This is a genomic window from Escherichia sp. MAL-1, from assembly GCF_052948035.1.
Window position 1 is genome coordinate 4,015,855 of sequence record NZ_CM129609.1, and the last position, 24,576, is coordinate 4,040,430.

The following is a 24,576-nucleotide window of genomic DNA, read 5'->3' on the forward strand; positions in this document are numbered from 1 at the left end:
AAGATAAGAAATTGAAAAAACTGAAACTGCATGGCTTTAATAATCTGACCAAAAGTCTGAGTTTTTGTATTTACGATATCTGCTACGCCAAAACTGCCGAAGAGCGCGACGGTTATATTGCTTATATCGATGAACTCTATAATGCCAACCGTCTGACCGAAATCCTGTCAGAAACCTGTTCCATTATCGGGGCTAATATTCTTAACATCGCCCGCCAGGATTACGAACCACAGGGTGCCAGCGTCACTATTCTGGTGAGTGAAGAACCGGTTGACCCGAAACTCATCGACAAAACAGAACACCCCGGCCCACTGCCAGAAACGGTCGTTGCCCATCTTGATAAAAGTCATATTTGCGTACATACCTACCCGGAAAGTCATCCTGAAGGCGGTTTATGTACCTTCCGCGCCGATATTGAAGTCTCTACCTGCGGCGTGATTTCTCCGCTGAAGGCGCTGAATTACCTGATCCACCAGCTTGAGTCCGATATCGTAACCATTGATTATCGCGTGCGCGGTTTTACCCGCGACATTAACGGTATGAAGCACTTTATCGACCATGAGATTAATTCGATTCAGAACTTTATGTCTGACGATATGAAGGCGCTGTATGACATGGTGGATGTGAACGTCTATCAGGAAAATATCTTCCATACCAAGATGTTGCTTAAAGAGTTCGACCTTAAGCACTACATGTTCCACACCAAACCGGAAGACTTAACCGACAGCGAGCGCCAGGAAATTACCGCTGCGCTGTGGAAAGAAATGCGCGAGATTTATTACGGGCGCAATATGCCAGCTGTTTAACGGCTCTGGCGGAGCTCCCAGGCTCCGCCAGATTTATTTACTTCTGCTGCACGAAATTGCGGTAAGCCGCCACGACCTGCAGAAAATCCTCAACGCCGCATAGCGACAGGCTTTCTTCGTCGTAGTAGTTCATCCCCTCTTCCATTTCATCGCCAGCGAATTCCAGTTGATTGGCGCGAACCATCACCTCTTCACCGTCCATCCACAGGGTGTATTCATGCCCTGCCCGTTGCCAGGACCGTTCGCTACCTTTCAGTGCGTGCGCTGCTTGTTCCACTTCATCAAGCAAGGCCAGGTTTTCTTTCACCTCTTCATTAAACCAGTGCCCGACCACTTCATGCCCCATGGACATACGCACCTTTACCACTCCGGTAATATCGCGCAGAAATTCGTAATCCATAGTGTGTTCCTCTGCTCCCGGCAATGCACCGAAATCGCATTGCGCCATTGATGTAATTATCGCAGCCTTACCGGAGAAAAACAGCGGAACGGCGATGGTTTAGAAATAAAAAAATGCCCGGGAATCTCATTCACCGGGCATTGTGTCGTTTATGCGCAGCGCGTGCGCTGACTTTTTAAACCGCAGTCTGGAAAATCACCCCATCGGCTTTCTCGGTGTACTGAGAAAGCTGGTTGAAGTTCAGATAACGGTAAGTATCAACGGCTGTTTTATCTACCTGCGCCACGTAGGTCTGGTACTCTTCCGGCGTCGGCAGTTTGCCAATCAGCGCCGCAACAGCCGCCAGTTCCGCAGAAGCCAGGAAGACATTCGCGCCAGTACCCAGACGGTTCGGGAAGTTACGGGTAGAGGTGGAAACCACCGTTGCACCGTCCGCCACACGCGCCTGGTTACCCATACACAGGGAACAGCCAGGGATCTCGATACGCGCACCACTCTTACCGAAGACGCTGTAGTAGCCTTCTTCGGTCAACTGTGCGGCGTCCATACGGGTTGGCGGTGCCACCCACAGGCGGGTCGGCAACTGACCTTTATGCGCATCCAGCAGTTTACCCGCAGCACGGAAGTGACCGATGTTGGTCATGCAGGAACCGATAAACACTTCGTCGATCTTCTCACCCTGTACCGCAGACAGCGGACGCGCGTCATCCGGGTCGTTCGGAGCACACAGGATTGGCTCTTTAATATCCGCCAGATCGATGTCGATCACTGCCGCGTATTCCGCATCTGCATCGGCTTCCAGCAGCTCAGGATTCGCCAGCCATTTTTCCATGCCCTGAATACGGCGTTCCAGGGTACGACGATCGCCGTAACCTTCCGCGATCATCCACTTCAGCAGGACGATGTTGGAGTTCAGGTATTCGATGATCGGTTCTTTGTTCAGCTTGATAGTACAACCAGCGGCAGAACGCTCGGCGGACGCATCGGTCAGCTCAAAGGCCTGCTCAACTTTCAGATCCGGCAGACCTTCGATTTCCAGGATGCGGCCAGAGAAGATGTTTTTCTTGCCTTTCTTCTCAACGGTCAGCAGACCTTGTTTGATCGCATACAGCGGGATCGCGTGTACCAGATCGCGCAGGGTGATGCCCGGCTGCATTTTGCCTTTGAAGCGCACCAGAACGGATTCCGGCATATCCAGCGGCATTACGCCAGTTGCGGCAGCAAACGCCACCAGACCAGAACCCGCCGGGAAAGAGATACCGATCGGGAAACGGGTATGGGAGTCACCACCGGTACCGACGGTATCCGGCAGCAGCATACGGTTCAGCCAGGAGTGAATGACGCCGTCACCCGGACGCAGCGACACACCGCCACGGTTCATAATGAAGTCCGGCAGCGTGTGGTGCGTGTTCACGTCAACTGGCTTCGGATACGCCGCGGTGTGGCAGAAAGACTGCATCACCAGGTCAGCCGAGAAGCCCAGGCACGCCAGGTCTTTCAGTTCATCACGGGTCATCGGGCCGGTGGTGTCCTGAGAGCCTACAGAAGTCATTTTCGGTTCGCAGTACGCGCCCGGACGAATGCCTTTCACGCCACAGGCACGGCCTACCATTTTTTGCGCCAGCGAGAAGCCGCGATCGCTCTCAGCGACATCTTTCGCCTGACGGAACACATCACTGTGCGGCAGACCAAGTGCTTCACGCGCTTTGGTGGTCAGGCCACGCCCAATAATCAGCGGAATACGGCCGCCAGCACGCACTTCATCAATCAGCACGTCGGTTTTCAGTTCGAAGGTCGCCAGCAGTTCGCCGGTTTCGTGGTTACGCACTTCACCTTTGTACGGGTAAACGTCAATTACGTCGCCCATGTTCAGGTTAGAGACGTCGACTTCGATTGGCAGTGCACCTGCGTCTTCCATTGTGTTAAAGAAGATTGGTGCAATTTTACCGCCGAGGCACAAACCACCGCCGCGTTTGTTCGGCACATGTGGAATATCATCACCCATAAACCACAGTACGGAGTTCGTGGCGGATTTACGCGATGAACCCGTACCCACAACGTCACCGACGTACGCCAGCGGGAAACCTTTCTGTTGCAGAGCTTCGATTTGCTTGATCGGACCAACAACACCTGGCTGGTCTGGCTCGATGCCTTCACGGGCGTTTTTCAGCATCGCCAGCGCGTGCAGTGGGATATCCGGGCGTGACCACGCATCCGGTGCCGGAGAGAGGTCATCGGTGTTGGTTTCGCCAGTGACTTTGAAGACGGTAACGGTCAGTTTTTCAGCCAGCGCCGGGCGATTCAGGAACCATTCGGCATCCGCCCAGGACTGCATTACCTGCTTCGCATATTCGTTGCCTGCTTTCGCTTTCTCTTCTACGTCATAGAAGTTATCGAACATCAGCAGTGTGTGAGAAAGTGCTTTGGCAGCGATCGGTGCCAGTTTGGCATCATCCAGCGCGTCGATCAGCGGATGAATGTTGTAACCACCCTGCATGGTGCCCAGCAGTTCGATGGCTTTTTCCGGAGTCAGCAGAGGGGATTTGGCTTCGCCTTTAGCGATAGCAGCCAGGAAGCCTGCTTTGACATAGGCGGCTTCATCGACGCCTGGGGGAACACGGTTGGTTAACAGATCTAACAGGAATTCTTCTTCGCCCGCGGGCGGGTTTTTCAGCAGCTCTACAAGTGCGGCCATTTGGTTTGCATCCAGGGGTTTGGGCGCAATCCCCTCAGCGGCACGCTCAGCTACGTGCTTACGGTATTCTTCTAGCACGACGGTTCTCCTCGCTCTCATTGTCATAGTGCGGCAGGCGATTCTCTTCACGCTCCTGTGAGACAGCAGTTTGTAGGGTAAATGCCCAGTACCGCAACGGGCAGAATAGCAGGATTTTGACGAGGTGTTAATCTGTTTACAAAAAAGCAACATAAAAAAGTGGCTGAATCGTTAAGGATGGTCTAGAGATTGTTTCCCTCCGTAAAAACTTCGTTAATTCGCATGGTGATAATCACCTTTCTCAACGAATCCCAAGATTAGTCAAAATTTAAACTACCGCCTCTTTATACTCGGATTCACAGCACCTGCGGGTGGCAGTTCGCCGACCATTGCGATTTCCTTGAGATCCGAATTATGAAAATGACTTTGCCGTTTAAACCCCATGTGCTGGCGCTAATTTGCAGTGCCGGGCTTTGTGCCGCCTCTACCGGGCTATATATAAAAAGCCGCACAGTGGAAGCGCCTGTGGAACCGCAATCGACACAACTGGCTGTGTCTGACGCTGCCGCGGTTACGTTTCCTGCAACGGTTTCCGCACCTCCCGTAACACCCGCCGTCGTCAAATCCGCATTCAGCACTGCACAAATAGATCAATGGGTCGCGCCCGTCGCGCTGTATCCCGACGCCCTACTTTCGCAGGTGCTGATGGCATCAACCTATCCGACAAACGTTGCTCAAGCAGTGCAATGGTCGCACGATAATCCACTTAAACAAGGCGATGCTGCTATTCAGGCGGTATCTGACCAGCCGTGGGACGCCAGCGTTAAATCACTGGTGGCCTTTCCACAATTGATGGCATTGATGGGCGAAAACCCGCAATGGGTGCAAAACCTGGGCGATGCTTTTCTGGCCCAGCCGCAGGACGTGATGGACTCGGTACAGCGATTGCGGCAACTGGCGCAACAAACCGGCTCGCTGAAGTCATCAACCGAACAGAAAGTTATTACCACAACGAAGAAAGCTGTACCGGTAAAACAGACAGTCACGGCACCCGTCATACCATCCAATACAGTTTTAACTGCCAACCCCGTCATTACAGAGCCGGCAACAACCGTCATTTCCATTGAGCCCGCCAATCCTGATGTGGTCTATATTCCCAACTACAACCCAACCGTGGTTTACGGGAACTGGGCCAATACTGCGTATCCGCCGGTTTATCTGCCACCACCAGCCGGAGAACCGTTTGTTGACAGCTTTGTACGCGGATTCGGCTATAGCATGGGCGTTGCTACCACGTACGCACTATTCAGCAGCATCGACTGGGACGACGACGATCATGACCATCATCATCATGACGATGATGATTATCATCACCACGATGGCGGTCATCGTGACGGTAATGGCTGGCAACACAACGGCGACAACATCAATATCGACGTCAACAATTTCAACCGTATCACCGGTGAGCATCTTACTGATAAGAATATGGCATGGCGGCACAATCCAAACTACCGTAATGGTGTGCCCTATCATGATCAGGATATGGCAAAGCGGTTTCATCAAACCGATGTCAACGGCGGAATGAGCGCCACGCAATTACCTGCCCCAACGCGCGACAGCCAGCGTCAGGCGGCAGCAAATCAGTTTCAGCAACGAACACACGCCGCACCAGTCATTACACGAGATACCCAACGTCAGGCAGCGGCACAGCGGTTTAATGAAGCTGAACACTATGGGAGCTATGACGACTTCCACGACTTCAGCCGTCGCCAACCACTGACCCAGCAACAAAAGGACGCCGCTCGTCAGCGTTATCAGTCCGCCTCGCCTGAGCAGCGCCAGGCAGTTCGCGAGAGAATGCAGACTAACCCGAAGATCCAGCAGCGAAGAGAGGCAGCGCGTGAGCGCATTCAGTCCGCCTCGCCTGAGCAGCGCCAGGCGGTTCGCGAGAAAATGCAGACTAACCCGCAGAACCAGCAGCGAAGAGACGCAGCGCGTGAGCGTATTCAGTCCGCATCACCAGAGCAGCGCCAGGTGTTTAAGGAAAAAGTACAGCAGCGCCCACTGAATCAACAGCAACGTGATAACGCCCGCCAGCGTGTTCAATCGGCATCACCTGAACAACGTCAGGTTTTTCGGGAGAAAGTTCAGGAGAGCCGCCCACAACGTCTAAACGACAGTAACCATACTGTCAGGCTGAATAACGAGCAACGGTCAGCAGTACGCGAACGTCTCTCTGAACGTGGAGCAAGAAGACTGGAAAGGTAAATTGCAGACGTAAAAAAAGCGGCGTGGTTAGCCGCTTTTTTAATTGCCGGATGTTCCGGCAAACGAAAAATTACTTCTTCTTCGCTTTCGGGTTCGGCAGGTCGGTAATGCTACCTTCGAACACTTCTGCCGCCAGGCCCACAGACTCGTGCAGAGTCGGGTGCGCGTGGATGGTCAGTGCGATGTCTTCAGCATCACAACCCATTTCGATTGCCAGGCCGATTTCACCCAGCAGCTCGCCGCCGTTAGTACCGACAATCGCACCACCGATCACACGGTGAGATTCTTTGTCGAAAATCAGCTTGGTCATACCGTCTGCGCAGTCGGAAGCGATAGCACGACCAGAAGCAGCCCACGGGAAGGTGGCGGTTTCATAGCTGATGCCTTTCTCTTTCGCTTCTTTCTCAGTCAGACCCACCCATGCAACTTCTGGTTCGGTATAGGCGATGGACGGGATAACTTTCGGATCGAAGTAGTGTTTCTTACCGGCGATAACTTCAGCGGCAACGTGACCTTCGTGAACACCTTTGTGTGCCAGCATCGGTTGACCGACGATATCGCCGATAGCAAAGATGTGCGGTACGTTGGTACGCAGCTGTTTGTCAACGCGGATGAAACCACGGTCGTCAACTTCCACGCCTGCTTTGCCTGCGTCGAGGTTTTTACCGTTCGGCACACGACCAATCGCTACCAGCACGGCGTCGTAACGCTGCGGTTCAGCGGGTGCTTTTTTGCCTTCCATCGTCACATAAATGCCGTCTTCTTTCGCTTCAACGGCGGTAACTTTGGTTTCCAGCATCAGGTTGAATTTCTTGCTGATACGCTTGGTGAAGACTTTAACGATGTCTTTGTCAGCTGCCGGGATAACCTGGTCGAACATTTCAACCACGTCAATCTGTGAACCCAGCGCGTGGTAAACGGTGCCCATTTCCAGACCGATGATACCGCCACCCATTACCAGCAGGCGTTCTGGTACTTCTTTCAGTTCCAGCGCGTCAGTGGAGTCCCAGATACGCGGATCTTCATGCGGAATAAACGGCAGTTGGATCGGGCGAGAACCCGCTGCAATGATCGCGTTGTCGAAGTTGATCACGGTTTTGCCGTTCTCACCTTCAACTTCCAGGGTGTTAGCCCCGGTGAATTTACCCAGACCGTTGACCACTTTGACTTTGCGGCCTTTCGCCATACCAGCCAGACCACCGGTCAGCTGATTGATCACTTTCTCTTTCCAGGTACGAATCTTGTCGATATCGGTTTTCGGTTCGCCGAAGACGATACCGTGTTCAGCCAGCGCTTTGGCTTCTTCGATAACTTTTGCTACGTGCAGCAGTGCTTTAGAAGGGATACAGCCGACGTTCAGGCAAACACCGCCAAGGGTGTTGTAACGTTCTACGATTACGGTTTCCAGACCTAAATCAGCGCAACGGAAGGCAGCGGAGTAACCTGCGGGGCCTGCCCCAAGTACCACGACCTGAGTTTTGATTTCAGTACTCATCATGACCTCTATATATTTATCTCCGGCGGTCATACCCGTCGTCTTTCAGGCCGCAGCGGCGTTAGCTTCACGCCCTCACCCCAGTCACTTACTTATGTAAGCTCCTGGGGATTCTGGCGCTTGCTACCTTGCTGCACCCAGAAATCCATAGGGTATGTGAAGTAATACCCTAACCACCACCGGGTCGTTCTATCCGTCGGTATTTTACAAAATTGTTAACAATTTTTAAACAACAAACGGCAACCGATTTGTCTATTCGCTAATAACCTCAATACATTCATGAGATTACCAGAAAAAAGCCGGCCGTTGGGCCGGCTCTTTTACTTACATCACCAGACGGCGAATGTCAGACAGCGTGTTGTTAATGATGGTAATGAAACGGGCACCATCAGCACCGTCGATCACGCGGTGGTCGAAGGAGAGAGAAATCGGCAGCATCAGACGCGGCACGAACTCTTTACCATTCCACACCGGCTCCATCGCGGACTTGGAAACGCCGAGGATAGCCACTTCCGGCGCGTTCACAATCGGCGCGAAGTGGGTAGTACCCAGGCCGCCGATGCTGGAGATGGTGAAGCAACCGCCCTGCATTTCGCCCGCAGTCAGCTTACCGTCACGCGCTTTCTTAGAAATAGTCATCAGCTCGCGAGACAGCTCGATGATGCCTTTCTTGTTGACGTCTTTGAATACCGGAACAACCAGACCGTTCGGGGTATCCACCGCCACACCGATGTTGATGTATTTCTTCAGGGTCAGACGCTGACCGTCTTCCGACAGCGAACTATTGAAGCGAGGCATCTGCTCAAGAGCTGCAGCAACGGCTTTCATGATGAAGACAACCGGGGTGATCTTCACATCCAGCTTACGTTTCGCCGCTTCTTCGTTCTGCTGTTTACGGAACGCTTCCAACTCGGTGATATCGGTTTTGTCGAAGTGAGTAACATGCGGGATCATTACCCAGTTACGGCTCAGGTTCGCACCAGAGATTTTCTGGATGCGGCCCAGTTCCACTTCTTCGATTTCACCAAACTTGCTGAAGTCCACCTTCGGCCACGGCAGCATGCCAGGGATACCACCGCCAGTCGCTGCCGGAGCTGCTTCTGCACGTTTGATAGCTTCTTTCACGTAAGCCTGAACGTCTTCGCGCAGGATACGACCTTTACGGCCAGTGCCCTTCACTTTCGCAAGGTTAACACCAAACTCGCGTGCCAGACGGCGGATCAGCGGAGTCGCGTGAACATAAGCGTCGTTTTCAGCAAATTCAGATTTGCCTTCCGCTTTCGCAGCTGGTGCTGCTGCCGGGGCTTCAGCTTTTGCTGCCGGTGCCGGCGCTGCCGCTTCCTGTTTCGCAGGAGCTGCCGCAGGCGCTGCGCCTTCAACTTCGAAGATCATAATCAGCGAGCCAGTTTTCACTTTATCGCCAACGTTGACTTTCAGTTCCTTCACGACGCCTGCAAACGGCGCCGGAACTTCCATAGAAGCTTTGTCGCCTTCTACGGTGATCAGTGACTGTTCAGCGGCAACTTTGTCGCCCACTTTCACCATCACTTCAGTCACTTCAACTTCGTCACCGCCGATATCCGGAACGTTAACTTCTTTCACGCCAGCCGCTGGTGCAGGGGCCGCTGCCGGAGCTGCTTCCTGTTTAGCGGCCGGAGCTGCCGCGCCTGCTTCACCCGCGACTTCGAAGACCATAATCAGCGAGCCGGTAGACACTTTGTCACCCACGTTCACTTTGATCTCTTTCACGGTGCCAGCAAACGGAGCCGGAACTTCCATAGAAGCCTTGTCGCCTTCTACGGTGATCAGCGACTGTTCAGCTTCAACTTTATCGCCAACTTTCACCAGGATTTCGGTCACTTCAACTTCGTCGCTGCCGATATCCGGAACGTTAACGTCTTTTGCCGCCGCAGCCGCTGGTGCTGCTGCCGGAGCTGCTTCTTTCTTCTCTTCTGCCTGAGCAGGTGCAGCGTCTGCTGCACCGTCGGCGGAATCGAAAATCATAATCAGTGCGCCGGTCTGGGTTTTATCGCCAACAGAGACTTTGATCTCTTTAACGATACCCGCCTGCGGAGACGGAACTTCCATAGAGGCTTTGTCGCCTTCTACGGTGATCAGCGACTGTTCGGCTTCAACTTTGTCGCCCACTTTGACCAGGATCTCGGTGATTTCAACTTCATCAGCCCCGATGTCCGGTACTTTGATTTCGATAGCCATTATTCTTTTACCTCTTACGCCAGACGCGGGTTAACTTTATCTGCATCGATGTTGAATTTGGCGATTGCGTCAGCAACCACTTTCTTATCGATTTCGCCACGTTTAGCCAGTTCGCCCAGCGCCGCAACCACGACATAAGAAGCATCAACTTCGAAGTGGTGACGCAGGTTCTCACGGCTGTCGGAACGACCGAAGCCATCAGTACCCAGTACGCGGTAGTCGTCAGCCGGTACGTAAGTACGGACCTGCTCAGCGAACAGTTTCATATAGTCGGTAGATGCCACTGCCGGAGCGTCGTTCATCACCTGAGCGATATACGGAACGCGCGGAGTTTCCAGCGGGTGCAGCATGTTCCAGCGTTCACAATCCTGACCATCACGCGCCAGCTCGGTGAAGGAGGTCACGCTATAAACGTCAGAACCTACGCCGTAATCTTTCGCCAGGATCTCAGCTGCTTCACGGACGTGACGCAGGATAGAACCGGAGCCGAGCAGCTGAACTTTACCTTTGCTACCTTCAATAGTTTCGAGTTTGTAGATACCTTTACGGATACCTTCCTCAGCACCTTCCGGCATTGCCGGCATGTGGTAGTTTTCGTTCAGCGTAGTGATGTAGTAGTAAACGTTCTCTTGTTTTTCACCGTACATACGCTCCAGACCGTCATGCATGATGACAGCAACTTCGTAAGCGTAAGCCGGGTCGTAAGAGATACAGTTCGGGATAGTCAGCGACTGAATGTGGCTGTGACCATCTTCGTGCTGCAGACCTTCGCCGTTCAGGGTGGTACGACCGGAAGTACCGCCGATCAGGAAGCCACGCGCTTGCTGGTCGCCAGCCGCCCAGCACAGATCGCCAATACGCTGGAAGCCGAACATCGAGTAATAGATGTAGAACGGGATCATCGGCAGATTGTTGGTGCTGTAAGAGGTCGCCGCTGCCAGCCAGGAACAACCTGCGCCCAGCTCGTTGATCCCTTCCTGCAGAATCTGACCTTTCTCGTCTTCTTTATAGTAAGCAACCTGCTCGCGGTCCTGCGGGGTGTACTGCTGACCGTTCGGGCTGTAAATACCAATCTGACGGAACAGACCTTCCATACCGAAAGTACGCGCTTCGTCGGCGATGATCGGTACCAGACGATCTTTGATCGACTTGTTCTTCAGCATCACGTTCAGAGCACGAACGAAAGCGATAGTGGTAGAGATCTCTTTGCTCTGCTCTTCCAACAGCGCGCCGAAGTCTTGCAGGCTCGGCAGCTCAAGCTTCTCGGTGAAGTTCGGCTGACGGCTTGGCAGATAACCGTGCAGTTTCTGACGCTGAGCGTGCAGATAGGTATGCTCTTCAGAACCTTCCGGGAAGGTGATGTACGGCAGTTTTTCGATATCTGCATCAGACACCGGCACATTGAAACGGTCGCGGATGTGACGCACGCCGTCCATGTTCATTTTCTTAACCTGGTGCGCGATGTTTTTACCTTCAGCCGCGTCGCCCATGCCGTAACCTTTAATGGTATGAGCAAGGATTACTGTCGCTTTGCCTTTGGTTTCCTGCGCTTTCTTGAATGCAGCGTAGATTTTCTTCGGATCGTGACCACCACGGTTCAGTGCCCAGATCTGCTCGTCAGTCCAGTCTGCAACCAGTGCTGCGGTTTCAGGATATTTACCGAAGAAGTGTTCACGAACGTACGCACCATCTTTCGATTTGAAGGTCTGGTAGTCGCCGTCAACGGTTTCGTTCATCAGCTGGATCAGTTTACCGCTGGTATCTTTACGCAGCAGTTCATCCCAACGGCTACCCCACATCACTTTGATCACGTTCCAGCCAGCACCTTCGAAGATGCCTTCCAGTTCGTTGATGATCTTGCCGTTACCGGTGACCGGGCCGTCAAGACGCTGCAGGTTACAGTTGATAACGAAGACCAGGTTATCCAGTTTTTCACGGGTAGCGATGGTGATCGCACCTTTGGATTCCGGTTCGTCCATTTCACCGTCGCCGAGGAACGCGTAAACGGTCTGTTTAGAGGTATCTTTCAGGCCACGGTGTTCCAGATATTTCAGGAATTTAGCCTGGTAAATAGCACCAATCGGACCCAGACCCATAGATACGGTCGGGAACTGCCAGAATTCCGGCATCAGTTTCGGGTGCGGATAGGAAGAGAGGCCATTGCCGTGAACTTCCTGACGGAAGTTATCCAGCTGCTCCTGAGTCAGACGACCTTCCAGGAAAGCACGAGCGTACACGCCCGGGGAGATGTGGCCCTGGAAGTAAACCAGGTCGCCGCCATCCTGCTCGTTGCGTGCACGGAAGAAGTGGTTAAAGCACACATCATAAATGGTTGCGGAAGACTGGAAGGACGCCATGTGGCCGCCCAGTTCGAGATCTTTTTTCGACGCACGCAGCACCGTCATGATGGCGTTCCAGCGGATAGCTGAACGAATACGGCGTTCCAGTTCCAGATTACCCGGATACTCCGGTTGTTCTTCAACGGGGATGGTGTTGATGTAGTTGCTGATACCGGTGCCTGCGGCTACGTTGACACCGCCTTTGCGGGCTTCAGCAAGCAGTTGGTCGATCAGATACTGAGCACGCTCAACACCTTCTTCACGGATGACCGATTCGATCGCCTGGAGCCAGTCGCGAGTTTCGATCGGATCCACGTCATTTGGGAAACGTTCTGACATGGGTTATTCCTTATCTATCTAATAACGTTGAGTTTTCTGGAACCTGTCCCATTGAACTCTCGCCGGAAAGCTCAATAAGACAGGTTCTACGTTTAGTTGCCGCGCTTTTATATGCGCTTGATTTACAACATCTTCTGGATAATTTTTACCAGAAAAATCACTAATTCTTTCGTTGCTCCAGACGACGCAGAGAACGCTCACGGCGGCTCTCTTCACGACTTCTGTCGAGCAAAATTTCTTCGATAAAAGCCAGATGGCGATGCGATGCTTCGCGCGCTTCTTCCGGCTTACCGGCCATAATCGCTTCAAATATGCGGGTGCGGTGACTACTCACCAGCGGCAGCATCTCGCGACGCGAATAGAGCAATTCGAAGTTCTGGCGGACATTCTGGGCCAACATCGGCTCCATACACCTTAGCAGATGAAGCAGAACCACATTGTGGGCCGCTTCAGTGACAGCAATCTGATACTGGAGTACGGCGTTTGATTCCGCGTCCAGATCGCCAGACTGCTGCGCCAGTTCTATGGCGTGATGGAGTTCACGGATGCGTTCCTTGTCTTCATCGGTACTACGCAGCGCGGCGTAATAAGCGGCGATACCTTCCAGGGCGTGTCGTGTTTCGAGCAAGTCATACTGTGACTCAGGATGGTCGGAGAGCAGCTCCACCAGCGGATCGCTGAAGCTTTGCCATAAGCTGCTCTGGACAAAAGTGCCGCCACCCTGGCGACGAAGCAACAAGCCCTTCGCTTCGAGACGTTGAATCGCCTCACGCAAGGAGGGACGGGAGACGTCAAACTGTTTTGCCAGTTCGCGTTCCGGTGGGAGTTTTTCGCCCGGGCGGAGAGTGCCTTCGAGGATCAAAAACTCCAGTTGCTGCTCAATCACATCGGAGAGTTTTGGTTGGCGGATTTTGCTGTAGGCCATGAGTTCCTGTCTTAAGCCACTTGCCGAAGTCAATTGGTCTTACCAATTTCATGTCTGTGACGCTAAAGTAACAAAGTATTCACCTTATGTCCATACAGGTTTTGATTGAAATCATGAAACTGTGCATATTTTAACAACTTGACATATATAACGTTTCAAAGTTGTAACTATGCACAAATGTAGACTTTACGTAGGAAAGGAGTTTTTTAACGATTATTAAACTATAAAAATCCGAATTGAACCGATTCACTTACCAATTTTGTGATTTTTAATTCAATTAAAACGAATTTAAATTCATTCTACATATTGAGAGGGGTTGAGGCTGAGCTTTACAAACGGTTTCTTTTTAAGCAACTCATCTTCAACCATGCATAAAGCGGGTGCATTCGCTGCCGCATACCATTATTCTTGATCTGACGGAAGTCTTTTTGTAACAATTCAAACTTCTTTGATGTAAACAAATTAATACAACAAACGGAATTGCAAACTTACACACGCATCACTGCGTAGATCAAAAAAACAACCACCGCACGAGGTTTCATGATGGAAGGTCAACAGCACGGCGAGCAGCTAAAGCGCGGCCTTAAAAACCGCCATATTCAGCTTATCGCGCTGGGTGGCGCGATAGGGACCGGGTTATTCCTGGGTAGCGCCTCCGTAATACAGTCCGCAGGGCCAGGGATTATCCTGGGTTACGCCATTGCTGGTTTTATCGCCTTTCTGATCATGCGTCAGCTGGGTGAAATGGTGGTCGAAGAACCTGTCGCAGGCTCCTTTAGCCACTTTGCTTATAAATACTGGGGCAGTTTTGCCGGTTTCGCCTCTGGCTGGAACTACTGGGTACTGTACGTTTTAGTTGCCATGGCAGAGCTGACTGCCGTGGGTAAATACATTCAGTTCTGGTATCTGGAAATCCCAACCTGGGTTTCTGCCGCCGTATTCTTTGTGGTGATTAACGCCATCAACCTGACCAACGTTAAAGTGTTTGGCGAGATGGAGTTCTGGTTTGCCATTATCAAAGTTATTGCGGTAGTAGCGATGATCATCTTCGGCGGCTGGCTGCTGTTCAGTGGCAACGGCGGCCCGCAGGCGAGCGTTAGCAACCTGTGGGATCAGGGTGGTTTCCTGCCGCACGGCTTCACCGGACTGGTGATGATGATGGCGATTATCATGTTCTCGTTCGGTGGTCTGGAACTGGTGGGGATCACCGCAGCAGAAGCTGATAACCCGGAGCAAAGTATACCGAAAGCAACTAACCAGGTTATCTACCGCATCCTGATTTTCTATATTGGTTCGTTAGCCGTTCTGCTCTCACTGATGCCGTGGACCCGCGTTACCGCCGATACCAGTCCGTTTGTGCTGATCTTCCACGAGTTAGGCGATACCTTTGTGGCGAATGCGCTGAACATCGTGGTACTGACTGCGGCGCTCTCCGTGTACAACAGCTGCGTATATTGCAACAGCCGTATGCTGTTTGGTCTGGCACAACAGGGTAATGCGCCAAAAGCGCTGGCGTCTGTCGATAAACGTGGTGTACCAGTAAATACCATTCTGGTGTCTGCACTGGTAACGGCGTTGTGCGTACTGATTAACTACCTTGCCCCAGAGTCCGCTTTCGGACTGTTAATGGCGCTGGTGGTATCTGCACTGGTAATCAACTGGGCGATGATTAGCCTGGCGCATATGAAATTCCGTCGCGCCAAGCAGGAACAAGGCGTGGTAACTCGCTTCCCTGCTCTGCTTTATCCGCTGGGTAACTGGATCTGCCTGCTGTTTATGGCGGCGGTACTGGTGATTATGCTGATGACCCCAGGAATGGCGATTTCGGTATACCTGATCCCGGTATGGCTGATCGTGTTAGGTATCGGCTATCTGTTTAAAGAGAAAACCGCCAAAGCCGTAAAAGCGCATTAATCTCTCTACGCCCTCACCCGTACAGGGTGAGGGCAATAATCTTTACACCAACGCCCCGTAAATCGTCAGTAGTGCAATCACCACCACGACCACGAACGAGGTTTTCTTCGCCATTGAAACCGCTGCCTTCGGCGTCTCCACCTTATCGACATGCGGTTCACGCGCCAGAGAGAACTGCGCCAGACGCGTTAACACCTGATACTGCGAAGTATGGAAATCACCCAGCGAAGCAAACCAGGCCGGTAACGCTTTCTCACCATGACCGATCAAGGCATATACCACACCCGCAAGACGAACCGGCACCCAATCCAGTACATGAAGCACGGCATCAATGCCGGACTGTAAACGATGATGCGGCGTCTGATATCGCGCCAGCCAGTATTGCCATGCACGCAAAAACGCATACCCCATCAGCGTAACGGGTCCCCAGGTTCCCCCCACAATCAGCCAGAACAGCGGTGCAAGATAAAAACGAAAGTTAATCCACAGCAATGCATTTTGCAGCTCACGCAAATACTCACGTTCGTCGCAGCCTGCCGGGACGCCGTGAATCATGGTGAGTTCGCCAACCATCGTGGCACGGGCATGGCTATCATTACGTGAAGCAGCTGTCAGATAAGCATGATAATGAAGACGAACTTTACCTGCGCCAATACACAGCAAACCAATCAGCAGCCACACCAGTAGCGTGGGAACGTTGAACAATACTCCCTGCAATGCGCGTAACAGTAAAAAAGTCACGCCCATCGCAATAATGGTCATGCCTAACGTGCGCCCGAGAGAAAAATGTTTCACCCGCCGAAAGAACGCTTCAAGACGATGATCAAGCTGCCAGTGCTCGCCCAACTTAAACAGGCGTTCGAAAATTAACACCAGTAAGGTTGTAAATAGCGTCATGTTGTCTCCTTGCTGACCAGCACACGAAACCGTGCCCAATCAAATGCAGGACCGGGATCGGTTTTCCGATCCGGCGCAATATCACAATGGCCCGTCATGTTTTTAGCGATATCCGGATAGCAATCAATCAGTGCCCGCGTAACCGCCGCAAGCTGTTGATACTGCGCATCGGTATACGCCAGCGTATCGGTGCCTTCAAGCTCAATCCCAATAGAAAAATCATTGCAGCGTTCGCGCCCCTGATACTGAGAGACTCCCGCATGCCATGCACGTTTATCGAAAGGAACATACTGGACTATTTCACCATCACGGCGAATCAAACAGTGAGCGGAGACGCGCAAATGGGCGATCTCAGCAAAGAAAGGATGTGCCTGCGGATCAATAGTTCCAGTGAATAATGCGTCGATCCACGGACCGCCAAACTCGCCTGGCGGCAGGCTAATATTGTGCACCACCAGCAGGGTGGGTGTTTCGTCATCCGGGCGGCAATCGTAATGTGGTGAGGGAACGCGGCGCGCGCCAACCAGCCACCCCTGTTCTAACAACATGCAGGATCTCCTTATATGTGGTGCTAATACCCGGTTCAGAGTAGCATGTTTCTACCTTATGATTCGTTAGCTATCTGGAGTTTTAACATGCCGCCTCGCCGCTATAACCCTGACACCCGACGTGACGAGCTGCTGGAACGCATTAATCTCGATATCCCCGGCGCGGTGGCCCAGGCGCTGCGGGAAGATTTAGGCGGAACAGTCGATGCCAACAATGATATTACGGCAAAACTTTTACCGGAAAATTCTCGCTCTCATGCCACGGTGATCACCCGCGAGAATGGCGTCTTTTGCGGCAAACGCTGGGTTGAAGAGGTGTTTATTCAACTGGCAGGCGACGATGTCACCATAATCTGGCATGTGGATGACGGCGATGTCATCAATGCCAATCAATCCTTGTTCGAACTTGAAGGCCCATCCCGCGTGCTGTTAACGGGCGAACGCACTGCGCTTAATTTTGTGCAAACCCTTTCAGGAGTTGCCAGTAAGGTACGCCACTATGTCGAATTGCTGGAAGGCACCAACACGCAGTTGTTGGATACGCGCAAAACCTTACCCGGCCTGCGTTCAGCTCTGAAATACGCGGTACTTTGCGGCGGCGGAGCGAATCACCGTCTGGGGCTTTCTGATGCCTTCCTGATCAAAGAAAACCATATTATTGCCTCCGGCTCAGTGCGCCAGGCGGTCGAAAAAGCGTCCTGGCTGCACCCGGATGCGCCAGTAGAAGTCGAAGTAGAGAATCTGGAAGAACTTGATGAAGCCCTGAAAGCAGGAGCCGATATCATCATGCTGGATAACTTCGAAACAGAACAGATGCGCGAAGCCGTCAAACGCACCAACGGCAAGGCGCTACTGGAAGTGTCTGGCAACGTCACTGACAAAACACTGCGTGAATTTGCCGAAACGGGCGTGGACTTTATCTCCGTCGGTGCGCTAACTAAACACGTACAAGCACTCGACCTTTCAATGCGTTTTCGCTAATAGTTGACAGATTTATCCGCTCCATCGCGGGCGGATAATCTCCCCTTCCCCAACTTTCTTCGTAACGCCTCGCAAATTTCTTGTCTTTCGCTGCAACGAAATAAAAAACCTCGGAATCTGCTTTCCCGTTTCGTTTTTTGCCCCTCGCCTGTGCTGATGGCGTTTGCCAAAGTAGCGCCAACCAAATCAAGGAGCGAAACAGATGGACAAGCAACGCGGTTTTACACTTATCGAACTGATGGTGGTTATTGGCATCATTGCCATTTTAAGCGCCATTGGTATTCCCGCTTATCAAAACTACCTGCGCAAAGCCGCACTCACCGACATGCTACAAACCTTTGTGCCTTACCGTACCGCCGTAGAGTTGTGCGCGCTGGAACATGGTGGATTAGATACCTGCGACGGTGGCAGCAATGGCATTCCCTCGCCTACCACCACCCGCTATGTTTCAGCCATGAGTGTGGCAAAGGGCGTGGTGTCGCTGACCGGGCAAGAAAGTCTCAATGGGCTAAGCGTCGTCATGACACCGGGTTGGGATAACGCAAACGGCGTCACCGGCTGGACGCGCAACTGCAATATTCAAAGTGACAGCGCATTGCAGCAAGCCTGCGAAGATGTCTTCCGCTTTGATGACGCCAACTAAGGAGCGGCAATGAATATTCCACAGCTCACTGCCCTGTGTCTGCGTTATCATGGAGTCTTGCTGGATGCCAGCGAAGAGGTGGTTCATGTTGCGGTAGTCGATGCACCTTCGCATGAGCTACTGGACGCATTGCATTTCGCTACCACCAAACGTATTGAGATCACCTGCTGGACGCGCCAACAAATGGAAGGTCACGCCAGTCGCACACAACAGACATTGCCCGTAGCTGTTCAGGAGAAGCATCAGCCCAAAGCAGAGTTGCTAACTCGAACGTTACAATCTGCGCTGGAACAACGCGCGTCTGATATTCATATCGAACCAGCGGACAATGCCTACCGCATCCGCTTGCGTATCGACGGCGTATTGCATCCTTTACCGGATGTTTCACCGGATGCCGGAGTCGCATTAACCGCCAGATTAAAAGTGCTGGGAAACCTGGATATTGCGGAACATCGCCTGCCGCAGGACGGGCAATTCACTGTCGAACTGGCAGGAAACGCCGTCTCATTTCGTATTGCGACCTTACCATGTCGGGGTGGTGAAAAGGTGGTATTAAGGTTGTTACAGCAGGTGGGTCAGGCACTGGATGTCAACACGCTTGGAATGCAGCCGTTACAACTGGCGGACTTTGCTCATGCCTTGCAACAACCACAGGGACTGGTGCTGGTAACTGGCCCTACCGGCAGCGGCAAAACGGTCACGCTTTATAGTGCCCTGCAAAAGCTGAATACCGCTGACATTAATATTTGTAGCGTCGAAGATCCAGTTGAGATCCCCATAGCCGGACTAAACCAGACGCAAATCCATCCGCGTGCCGGACTCACCTTTCAGGGCGTTTTGCGTGCGTTATTGCGCCAGGATCCTGACGTCATCATGATCGGAGAGATCCGCGATGGCGAAACAGCAGAGATCGCTATTAAAGCGGCGCAAACTGGTCACCTGGTGTTGTCTACCCTACACACTAATTCCACCTGCGAAACGCTGGTACGTTTACAGCAAATGGGGGTCGCCCGCTGGATGCTATCATCGGCGCTTACGCTGGTAATAGCCCAGCGTCTGGTACGCAAACTTTGCCCACATTGTCGCCGGCAGCAAGGGGAGCCCATCCACATTCCAGACAATGTATGGCCATCGCCGCTGCCCCACTGGCAGGCACCCGGTTGTGTACATTGCTACCACGGTTTTTATGGTCGTACGGCCTTATTTGAAGTTCTGCCCATAACGCCGGTCATTCGTCAGCTTATTTCCGCTAATACCGACGTTGAATCGCTGGAAACGCACGCACGACAGGCGGGTATGCGTACGCTTTTTGAAAACGGCTGCCTGGCCGTAGAGCAAGGCTTAACCACCTTTGAAGAGTTAATCCGCGTACTGGGGATGCCGCATGGCGAGTAAGCAACTCTGGCGCTGGCATGGCATAACCGGCGACGGCAATGCGCAAGATGGGATGCTATGGGCAGAGAGCCGTACTTTACTGCTTATGGCACTACAGCAACAGATGGTTACCCCACTAAGCCTGAAGCGAATCGCCATCAATTCTGCGCAGTGGCGAGGAGATAAAAGCGCGGAAGTCATTCATCAACTGGCGACGCTACTCAAAGCAGGGTTAACGCTTTCTGAAGGGCTGGCTCTGCTGGCGGAACAGCATCCCAGTAAGCAATGGCAAGCGTTGCTGCAATCGCTGGCGCACGATCTCGAACAGGGCATTGCTTTTTCCAATGCCTTATTACCCTGGTCAGAGGTATTTCCGCCGCTCTATCAGGCGATGATCCGCACGGGTGAACTGACCGGTAAGCTGGATGAATGCTGCTTTGAACTGGCGCGTCAGCAAAAAGCCCAGCGTCAGTTGACCGACAAAGTGAAATCAGCGTTACGTTATCCCATCATCATTTTAGCGATGGCAATCATGGTGGTTGTGGCAATGCTGCATTTTGTTCTGCCGGAGTTTGCCGCTATCTATAAGACCTTCAACACCCCACTACCGGTACTAACGCAGGGGATCATGACGCTGGCAGACTTTAGTGGCGAATGGAGCTGGCTGCTGGTGTTGTTCGGCTTGCTGCTGGCGATAGCCAATAAGTTGCTGATGCGCCGACCGACCTGGCTTATAGTGCGGCAGAAATTGCTGTTACGCATCCCGATTATGGGTTCACTGATGCGGGGACAAAAACTCACGCAGATCTTTACGATTCTGGCGCTGACACAAAGTGCAGGCATTACTTTTTTACAGGGCGTAGAGAGCGTCAGAGAAACAATGCGCTGCCCGTACTGGGTGCAACTTCTGACACAAATCCAGCACGATATCAGTAACGGTCAACCCATCTGGCTGGCGCTAAAAAATACCGGTGAGTTTAGCCCGCTCTGTTTGCAATTAGTGAGAACAGGAGAGGCATCCGGCTCTCTGGATCTCATGTTAGACAACCTCGCCCATCATCATCGGGAAAACACAATGGCGCTGGCGGATAACCTCGCAGCCTTACTGGAACCGGCGTTGCTGATCATAACGGGAGGAATTATTGGTACGCTGGTGGTGGCAATGTATCTGCCAATTTTCCATTTAGGCGATGCGATGAGTGGGATGGGATAACGCTGGCGTGTTGCTCCACGCCAGCGTTGGGAGATTACAGGTTGTTGAAGATGCGGTTTTCTTGTTCCTGCACACGAATAAACGTGGTGCGCTTGGTCAGCTCTTTCAGGCGTGAAGCCCCAACGTATGTACAAGCTGAACGCAGGCCGCCCAAAATATCTCGCGCGGTATTTTCAACCGGGCCTCGCAGCGGCAGCTTAACGGTTTTACCTTCTGCTGCGCGATATTCCGCAACGCCGCCAACGTGACGTTTCATCGCAGACTCGGAGCTCATGCCGTAGAACAGCATAAATTTCTCGCCGTTCTCCTCAACGATGCGACCGCCGCTCTCTTCGTGGCCCGCCAGCATGCCGCCAAGCATGACGAAATCGGCACCGCCGCCAAAGGCTTTCGCCACATCGCCCGGCGTGGTGCAGCCACCATCGCTGACGATCATTCCGCCCAGACCGTGCGCAGCATCGGCACATTCGATTACCGCAGAAAGTTGCGGATAACCGACGCCTGTTTTGACGCGAGTTGTACAAACAGAACCTGGGCCAATGCCAACTTTAACGATATCGGCACCTGAGAGGATAAGCTCCTCACACATTTCACCAGTCACTACGTTACCAGCACAAATGGTTTTGGTCGGCCACGCTTCACGCGCTTTCGCAACGAACTGCACGAAGTGTTCGGAATAACCATTCGCCACGTCAATACAAACGAAGTTTAATGCCGGGTTCAGGTCGAGAATCTGTTTAGTTTTTTCGAAATCCGCATCAGACGTACCGGTAGAAACCATCACATGTTTCAGCACATCAGCGGAAGAATTGTTGATAAACGCTTGCCACTCTTCGACAGAATAGTGTTTATGCACAGCAGTCAAAATATCAAAAGAAGCCAGCGCAGAGGCCATAGAAAATGTGCCTACGGTGTCCATATTTGCGGCGATAATCGGCACGCCGGACCAGCTCTGACCTGAATGTTTGAAGGTGAATTGACGTTCCAGTTCAACATCGGAACGGCTTTTAAGAGTGGAGCGTTTAGGGCGGATGAGAACGTCTTTAAAACCTAACTTCAGATCTTCTTCAATACGCATGTGCGGATTCCTGGGGTTAATGGCTATAAGGGTAAGAGCGCAACTCCAGTGACGCTATCATACGCACTAATCAATGCGGCGCAAGACTGCGAAATTGTCTTTTTTTACGCTACAATCCCATAAATTTACCTGGTAAATAGTGAGCGAACGTTTCATCAATTTCGCTTTCGTGCACTCATTTTTAACGTTTTGATAATCATGATGAATTCCCGGGAATATAAATTATGAGGTATATAGTTGCCTTAACGGGAGGCATTGGCAGTGGCAAGAGTACCGTTGCCAATGCGTTTGCTGATCTCGGAATTAACGTCATTGATGCCGATATTATTGCGCGTCAGGTGGTTGAACCAGGTGCACCTGCGCTACATGCCATTGCTGATCACTTTGGCGCTAACATGATTGCTGCTGATGGAACATTGCAGCGCCGGGCCTTGCGCGAGCGGATCTTCGCCAACCCGGAAGAGAAAAACTGGCTTAACGCCCTGCTGCATCCGCTGATTCAGCAAGAGACGCAACACCAGATCCAGCAAGCTACTTCCCCCTATGTACTGTGGGTTGTGCCATTGCTGGTAGAAAACTCACTGTATAAAAAAGCGAATCGAGTGCTGGTGGTGGATGTCAGCCCAGAAACGCAACTTAAGCGCACCATGCAGCGCGATGATGTAACTCGCGAGCATGTCGAACAAATCCTTGCTGCTCAGGCAACGCGCGAAGCCCGCCTTGCCGTGGCAGATGACGTCATTGATAATAACGGCGCACCGGATGCTATCGCATCGGATGTTGCCCGCCTGCACGCACACTATTTGCAGCTTGCGTCGCAGTTTGTCTCACAGGAAAAACCGTAATGCAGACCCAGGTCCTTTTTGAACATCCACTAAATGAAAAAATGCGTACATGGCTGCGCATTGAGTTTTTGATTCAGCAACTCACCGTTAATTTACCCATCGTTGACCACGCTGGCGCGCTGCATTTCTTCCGTAATGTCAGTGAATTACTGGATGTTTTCGAGCGCGGCGAAGTCCGCACTGAGCTGTTGAAAGAACTTGACCGGCAGCAACGTAAACTCCAGACCTGGATTGGCGTGCCTGGCGTGGACCAGAGCCGTATTGAAGCATTAATTCAGCAGTTAAAAGCGGCGGGGAGCGTATTAATTTCCGCGCCGCGTATCGGGCAATTTCTGCGTGAAGATCGTTTGATTGCTCTGGTGCGTCAGCGACTGAGCATCCCAGGCGGCTGTTGCAGCTTTGATTTACCTACATTGCACATTTGGCTGCATCTACCCCAGGCGCAGCGCGACAGCCAGGTAGAAACCTGGATTGCCAGCCTGAACCCGCTCACCCAGGCACTTACCATGGTGCTGGATTTAATTCGCCAGTCGGCCCCCTTCCGTAAACAAACCAGCCTGAATGGTTTTTATCAGGATAACGGTGGCGATGCCGACTTGCTGCGCCTGAATCTGTCGCTCGATTCACAGCTTTATCCGCAAATTTCCGGACATAAGAGCCGTTTTGCCATTCGTTTTATGCCGCTGGACACTGAAAACGGACAGGTACCGGAACGTCTGGATTTCGAACTGGCCTGTTGCTAAGGAGTAAAAATGTCAGAAACTATTACGGTGAATTGCCCAACCTGCGGGAAAACGGTGGTGTGGGGTGAAATCAGCCCGTTTCGGCCATTTTGCTCCAAACGTTGTCAGCTGATCGACCTCGGAGAATGGGCTGCTGAAGAAAAACGAATCCCCAGCAGTGGCGATCTTTCCGAAAGCGATGACTGGAGCGAAGAACCAAAGCAGTGACATTTGTCTGATGCCGCACGTAGGCCTGATAAGACGCGGACAGCGTCGCATCAGGCATCTTGTGCAAATGTCGGATGCGGCGTGAACGCCTTATCCGACCTACAAAAACAAATTTATCAATGAGTTAGAAATCCCTTTAGGCCTGATAAGACGCGCCAGCGTCGCATCAGGCATCGTGTGCGAATGTCGGATGCGGCGAAAACGCCTTATCTGACCTACAGACGTTTAAGCTTCGCAATTACCGGTTCATTGGCTGGCGGAAAATCATCGGCATTAAGACCGACCAGCGACATCCACTCACCGGGTTGCCCTTCTTTACCCCACGGCTCCCCTTCCCAGCGTTCGACCAGCCAAAACCACAGTGTTATATGCCTGTCCGGGAATTCATATTCCAGTTTTTCAAATAGCGAAAAATGTTGGGGGGTAATCCCGACTTCTTCCTGAAGTTCACGCACCACCGCCTGTTCCGGCGTTTCACCCATTTCAATTTTACCGCCGGGAAACTCCAGTTTATTCGCCATGTGCGCATCTGCTGCGCGACGCGTTATAAAGATTTCATTGTTCTCGTTGCGAATAATACCTACCGCAATTTGCAGCTTTTTCATTGTCTTAAACCTATAAAAAAGGCGCA

The 24,576-nt window shown here is 52.2% G+C and carries 21 protein-coding genes; 10 read left to right on the forward strand and 11 right to left on the reverse strand.

All coding sequences use genetic code 11. From position 1 onward, the window contains the following. Positions 1 to 11 precede the first annotated feature (11 nt). On the forward strand, positions 12 to 806 hold the full coding sequence (gene speD, locus ACU8XX_RS20110; protein WP_000734287.1) for an adenosylmethionine decarboxylase: 795 nt from the start codon (positions 12 to 14) through the stop codon (positions 804 to 806). A 37-nt stretch (positions 807 to 843) separates the two neighbouring features. Here speD and yacL read toward each other — a convergent pair whose 3' ends face one another. Then, on the reverse strand, positions 844 to 1,206 hold the full coding sequence (gene yacL, locus ACU8XX_RS20115; protein ID WP_000384306.1) for a protein YacL: 363 nt from the start codon (positions 1,204 to 1,206) through the stop codon (positions 844 to 846). Between the two features lie 175 nt (positions 1,207 to 1,381). After that, positions 1,382 to 3,979, reverse strand: coding sequence for a bifunctional aconitate hydratase 2/2-methylisocitrate dehydratase (gene acnB / locus ACU8XX_RS20120; RefSeq protein WP_001307570.1), 2,598 nt, complete (start codon positions 3,977 to 3,979; stop codon positions 1,382 to 1,384). A gap of 354 nt (positions 3,980 to 4,333) precedes the next feature. Between acnB and ACU8XX_RS20125 the strand changes: the two genes are divergently transcribed. Continuing rightward, positions 4,334 to 6,187: a DUF3300 domain-containing protein gene (locus ACU8XX_RS20125; RefSeq protein ID WP_000784460.1), complete on the forward strand. Its 1,854-nt coding sequence runs from the start codon at positions 4,334 to 4,336 to the stop codon at positions 6,185 to 6,187. 70 nt (positions 6,188 to 6,257) lie between these two features. On the opposite strand, the gene lpdA is transcribed toward ACU8XX_RS20125, so the two are convergent. The 4 genes from lpdA to pdhR all read right to left on the reverse strand — a co-directional run bounded on the left by lpdA (position 6,258) and on the right by pdhR (position 13,502). Further along, positions 6,258 to 7,682, reverse strand: coding sequence for a dihydrolipoyl dehydrogenase (gene lpdA, locus ACU8XX_RS20130; protein ID WP_000102485.1), 1,425 nt, complete (start codon positions 7,680 to 7,682; stop codon positions 6,258 to 6,260). Between the two features lie 324 nt (positions 7,683 to 8,006). Beyond that, entirely contained in the window at positions 8,007 to 9,899 is a 1,893-nt protein-coding gene (aceF, locus tag ACU8XX_RS20135) for a pyruvate dehydrogenase complex dihydrolipoyllysine-residue acetyltransferase (protein ID WP_000963518.1), read from the reverse strand. Positions 9,900 to 9,913: 14 nt separating this feature from the next. Beyond that, positions 9,914 to 12,577 (reverse strand): pyruvate dehydrogenase (acetyl-transferring), homodimeric type, encoded by a 2,664-nt coding sequence (gene aceE, locus ACU8XX_RS20140; protein WP_000003820.1) that lies wholly within the window; start codon positions 12,575 to 12,577, stop codon positions 9,914 to 9,916. Between the two features lie 160 nt (positions 12,578 to 12,737). Then, positions 12,738 to 13,502: a pyruvate dehydrogenase complex transcriptional repressor PdhR gene (pdhR, locus tag ACU8XX_RS20145; protein ID WP_000331776.1), complete on the reverse strand. Its 765-nt coding sequence runs from the start codon at positions 13,500 to 13,502 to the stop codon at positions 12,738 to 12,740. A gap of 540 nt (positions 13,503 to 14,042) precedes the next feature. On the opposite strand from pdhR, the gene aroP reads away from it, so the two are divergent. Then, positions 14,043 to 15,416 (forward strand): aromatic amino acid transporter AroP, encoded by a 1,374-nt coding sequence (aroP, locus tag ACU8XX_RS20150; RefSeq protein ID WP_023157668.1) that lies wholly within the window; start codon positions 14,043 to 14,045, stop codon positions 15,414 to 15,416. Positions 15,417 to 15,458: 42 nt separating this feature from the next. Here the strand turns inward: aroP and ampE are convergent, their stop codons facing one another. Next, positions 15,459 to 16,313 (reverse strand): beta-lactamase regulator AmpE, encoded by an 855-nt coding sequence (ampE, locus tag ACU8XX_RS20155; RefSeq protein WP_000172014.1) that lies wholly within the window; start codon positions 16,311 to 16,313, stop codon positions 15,459 to 15,461. Beyond that, a complete protein-coding gene (ampD, locus tag ACU8XX_RS20160) occupies positions 16,310 to 16,861 on the reverse strand; it encodes a 1,6-anhydro-N-acetylmuramyl-L-alanine amidase AmpD (RefSeq protein ID WP_000923721.1) in 552 nt (183 codons plus the stop codon). Before ampD ends, ampE begins: the two co-directional genes overlap by 4 nt. A gap of 87 nt (positions 16,862 to 16,948) precedes the next feature. Between ampD and nadC the strand changes: the two genes are divergently transcribed. From nadC to hofC, 4 genes are all read left to right on the forward strand, one after another. Further along, positions 16,949 to 17,842 carry a carboxylating nicotinate-nucleotide diphosphorylase gene (gene nadC, locus ACU8XX_RS20165; protein WP_001135174.1) on the forward strand — a complete coding sequence of 298 codons (894 nt, stop codon included), beginning with the start codon at positions 16,949 to 16,951 and terminating at the stop codon, positions 17,840 to 17,842. 202 nt (positions 17,843 to 18,044) lie between these two features. Then, positions 18,045 to 18,485 (forward strand): prepilin peptidase-dependent pilin, encoded by a 441-nt coding sequence (ppdD, locus tag ACU8XX_RS20170; protein WP_000360904.1) that lies wholly within the window; start codon positions 18,045 to 18,047, stop codon positions 18,483 to 18,485. A gap of 9 nt (positions 18,486 to 18,494) precedes the next feature. Further along, on the forward strand, positions 18,495 to 19,880 hold the full coding sequence (gene gspE / locus ACU8XX_RS20175; RefSeq protein WP_001025145.1) for a type II secretion system protein GspE: 1,386 nt from the start codon (positions 18,495 to 18,497) through the stop codon (positions 19,878 to 19,880). Beyond that, complete coding sequence (gene hofC / locus ACU8XX_RS20180; RefSeq protein ID WP_240765280.1) at positions 19,870 to 21,072, forward strand: protein transport protein HofC; 1,203 nt, start codon at positions 19,870 to 19,872, stop codon at positions 21,070 to 21,072. The genes gspE and hofC overlap by 11 nt, the downstream gene beginning before the upstream one ends. A gap of 34 nt (positions 21,073 to 21,106) precedes the next feature. On the opposite strand, the gene guaC is transcribed toward hofC, so the two are convergent. Next, positions 21,107 to 22,150 carry a GMP reductase gene (gene guaC, locus ACU8XX_RS20185; RefSeq protein WP_001217338.1) on the reverse strand — a complete coding sequence of 348 codons (1,044 nt, stop codon included), beginning with the start codon at positions 22,148 to 22,150 and terminating at the stop codon, positions 21,107 to 21,109. Between the two features lie 155 nt (positions 22,151 to 22,305). Then, a complete protein-coding gene (locus tag ACU8XX_RS20190; protein ID WP_120795372.1) occupies positions 22,306 to 22,350 on the reverse strand; it encodes a protein YacM in 45 nt (14 codons plus the stop codon). A gap of 24 nt (positions 22,351 to 22,374) precedes the next feature. Between ACU8XX_RS20190 and coaE the strand changes: the two genes are divergently transcribed. The 3 genes from coaE to yacG are packed head-to-tail and all read left to right on the forward strand — an operon-like array spanning position 22,375 to position 23,945. Further along, positions 22,375 to 22,995 carry a dephospho-CoA kinase gene (gene coaE, locus ACU8XX_RS20195; RefSeq protein ID WP_001269520.1) on the forward strand — a complete coding sequence of 207 codons (621 nt, stop codon included), beginning with the start codon at positions 22,375 to 22,377 and terminating at the stop codon, positions 22,993 to 22,995. Next, positions 22,995 to 23,738, forward strand: coding sequence for a cell division protein ZapD (gene zapD / locus ACU8XX_RS20200; protein WP_001194734.1), 744 nt, complete (start codon positions 22,995 to 22,997; stop codon positions 23,736 to 23,738). The genes coaE and zapD overlap by 1 nt, the downstream gene beginning before the upstream one ends. A 9-nt stretch (positions 23,739 to 23,747) precedes the next feature. Further along, positions 23,748 to 23,945: a DNA gyrase inhibitor YacG gene (gene yacG / locus ACU8XX_RS20205; protein ID WP_000005042.1), complete on the forward strand. Its 198-nt coding sequence runs from the start codon at positions 23,748 to 23,750 to the stop codon at positions 23,943 to 23,945. Between the two features lie 215 nt (positions 23,946 to 24,160). On the opposite strand, the gene mutT is transcribed toward yacG, so the two are convergent. Further along, on the reverse strand, positions 24,161 to 24,550 hold the full coding sequence (mutT, locus tag ACU8XX_RS20210) for an 8-oxo-dGTP diphosphatase MutT (RefSeq protein WP_000736007.1): 390 nt from the start codon (positions 24,548 to 24,550) through the stop codon (positions 24,161 to 24,163). Positions 24,551 to 24,576: the final 26 nt, after the last annotated feature.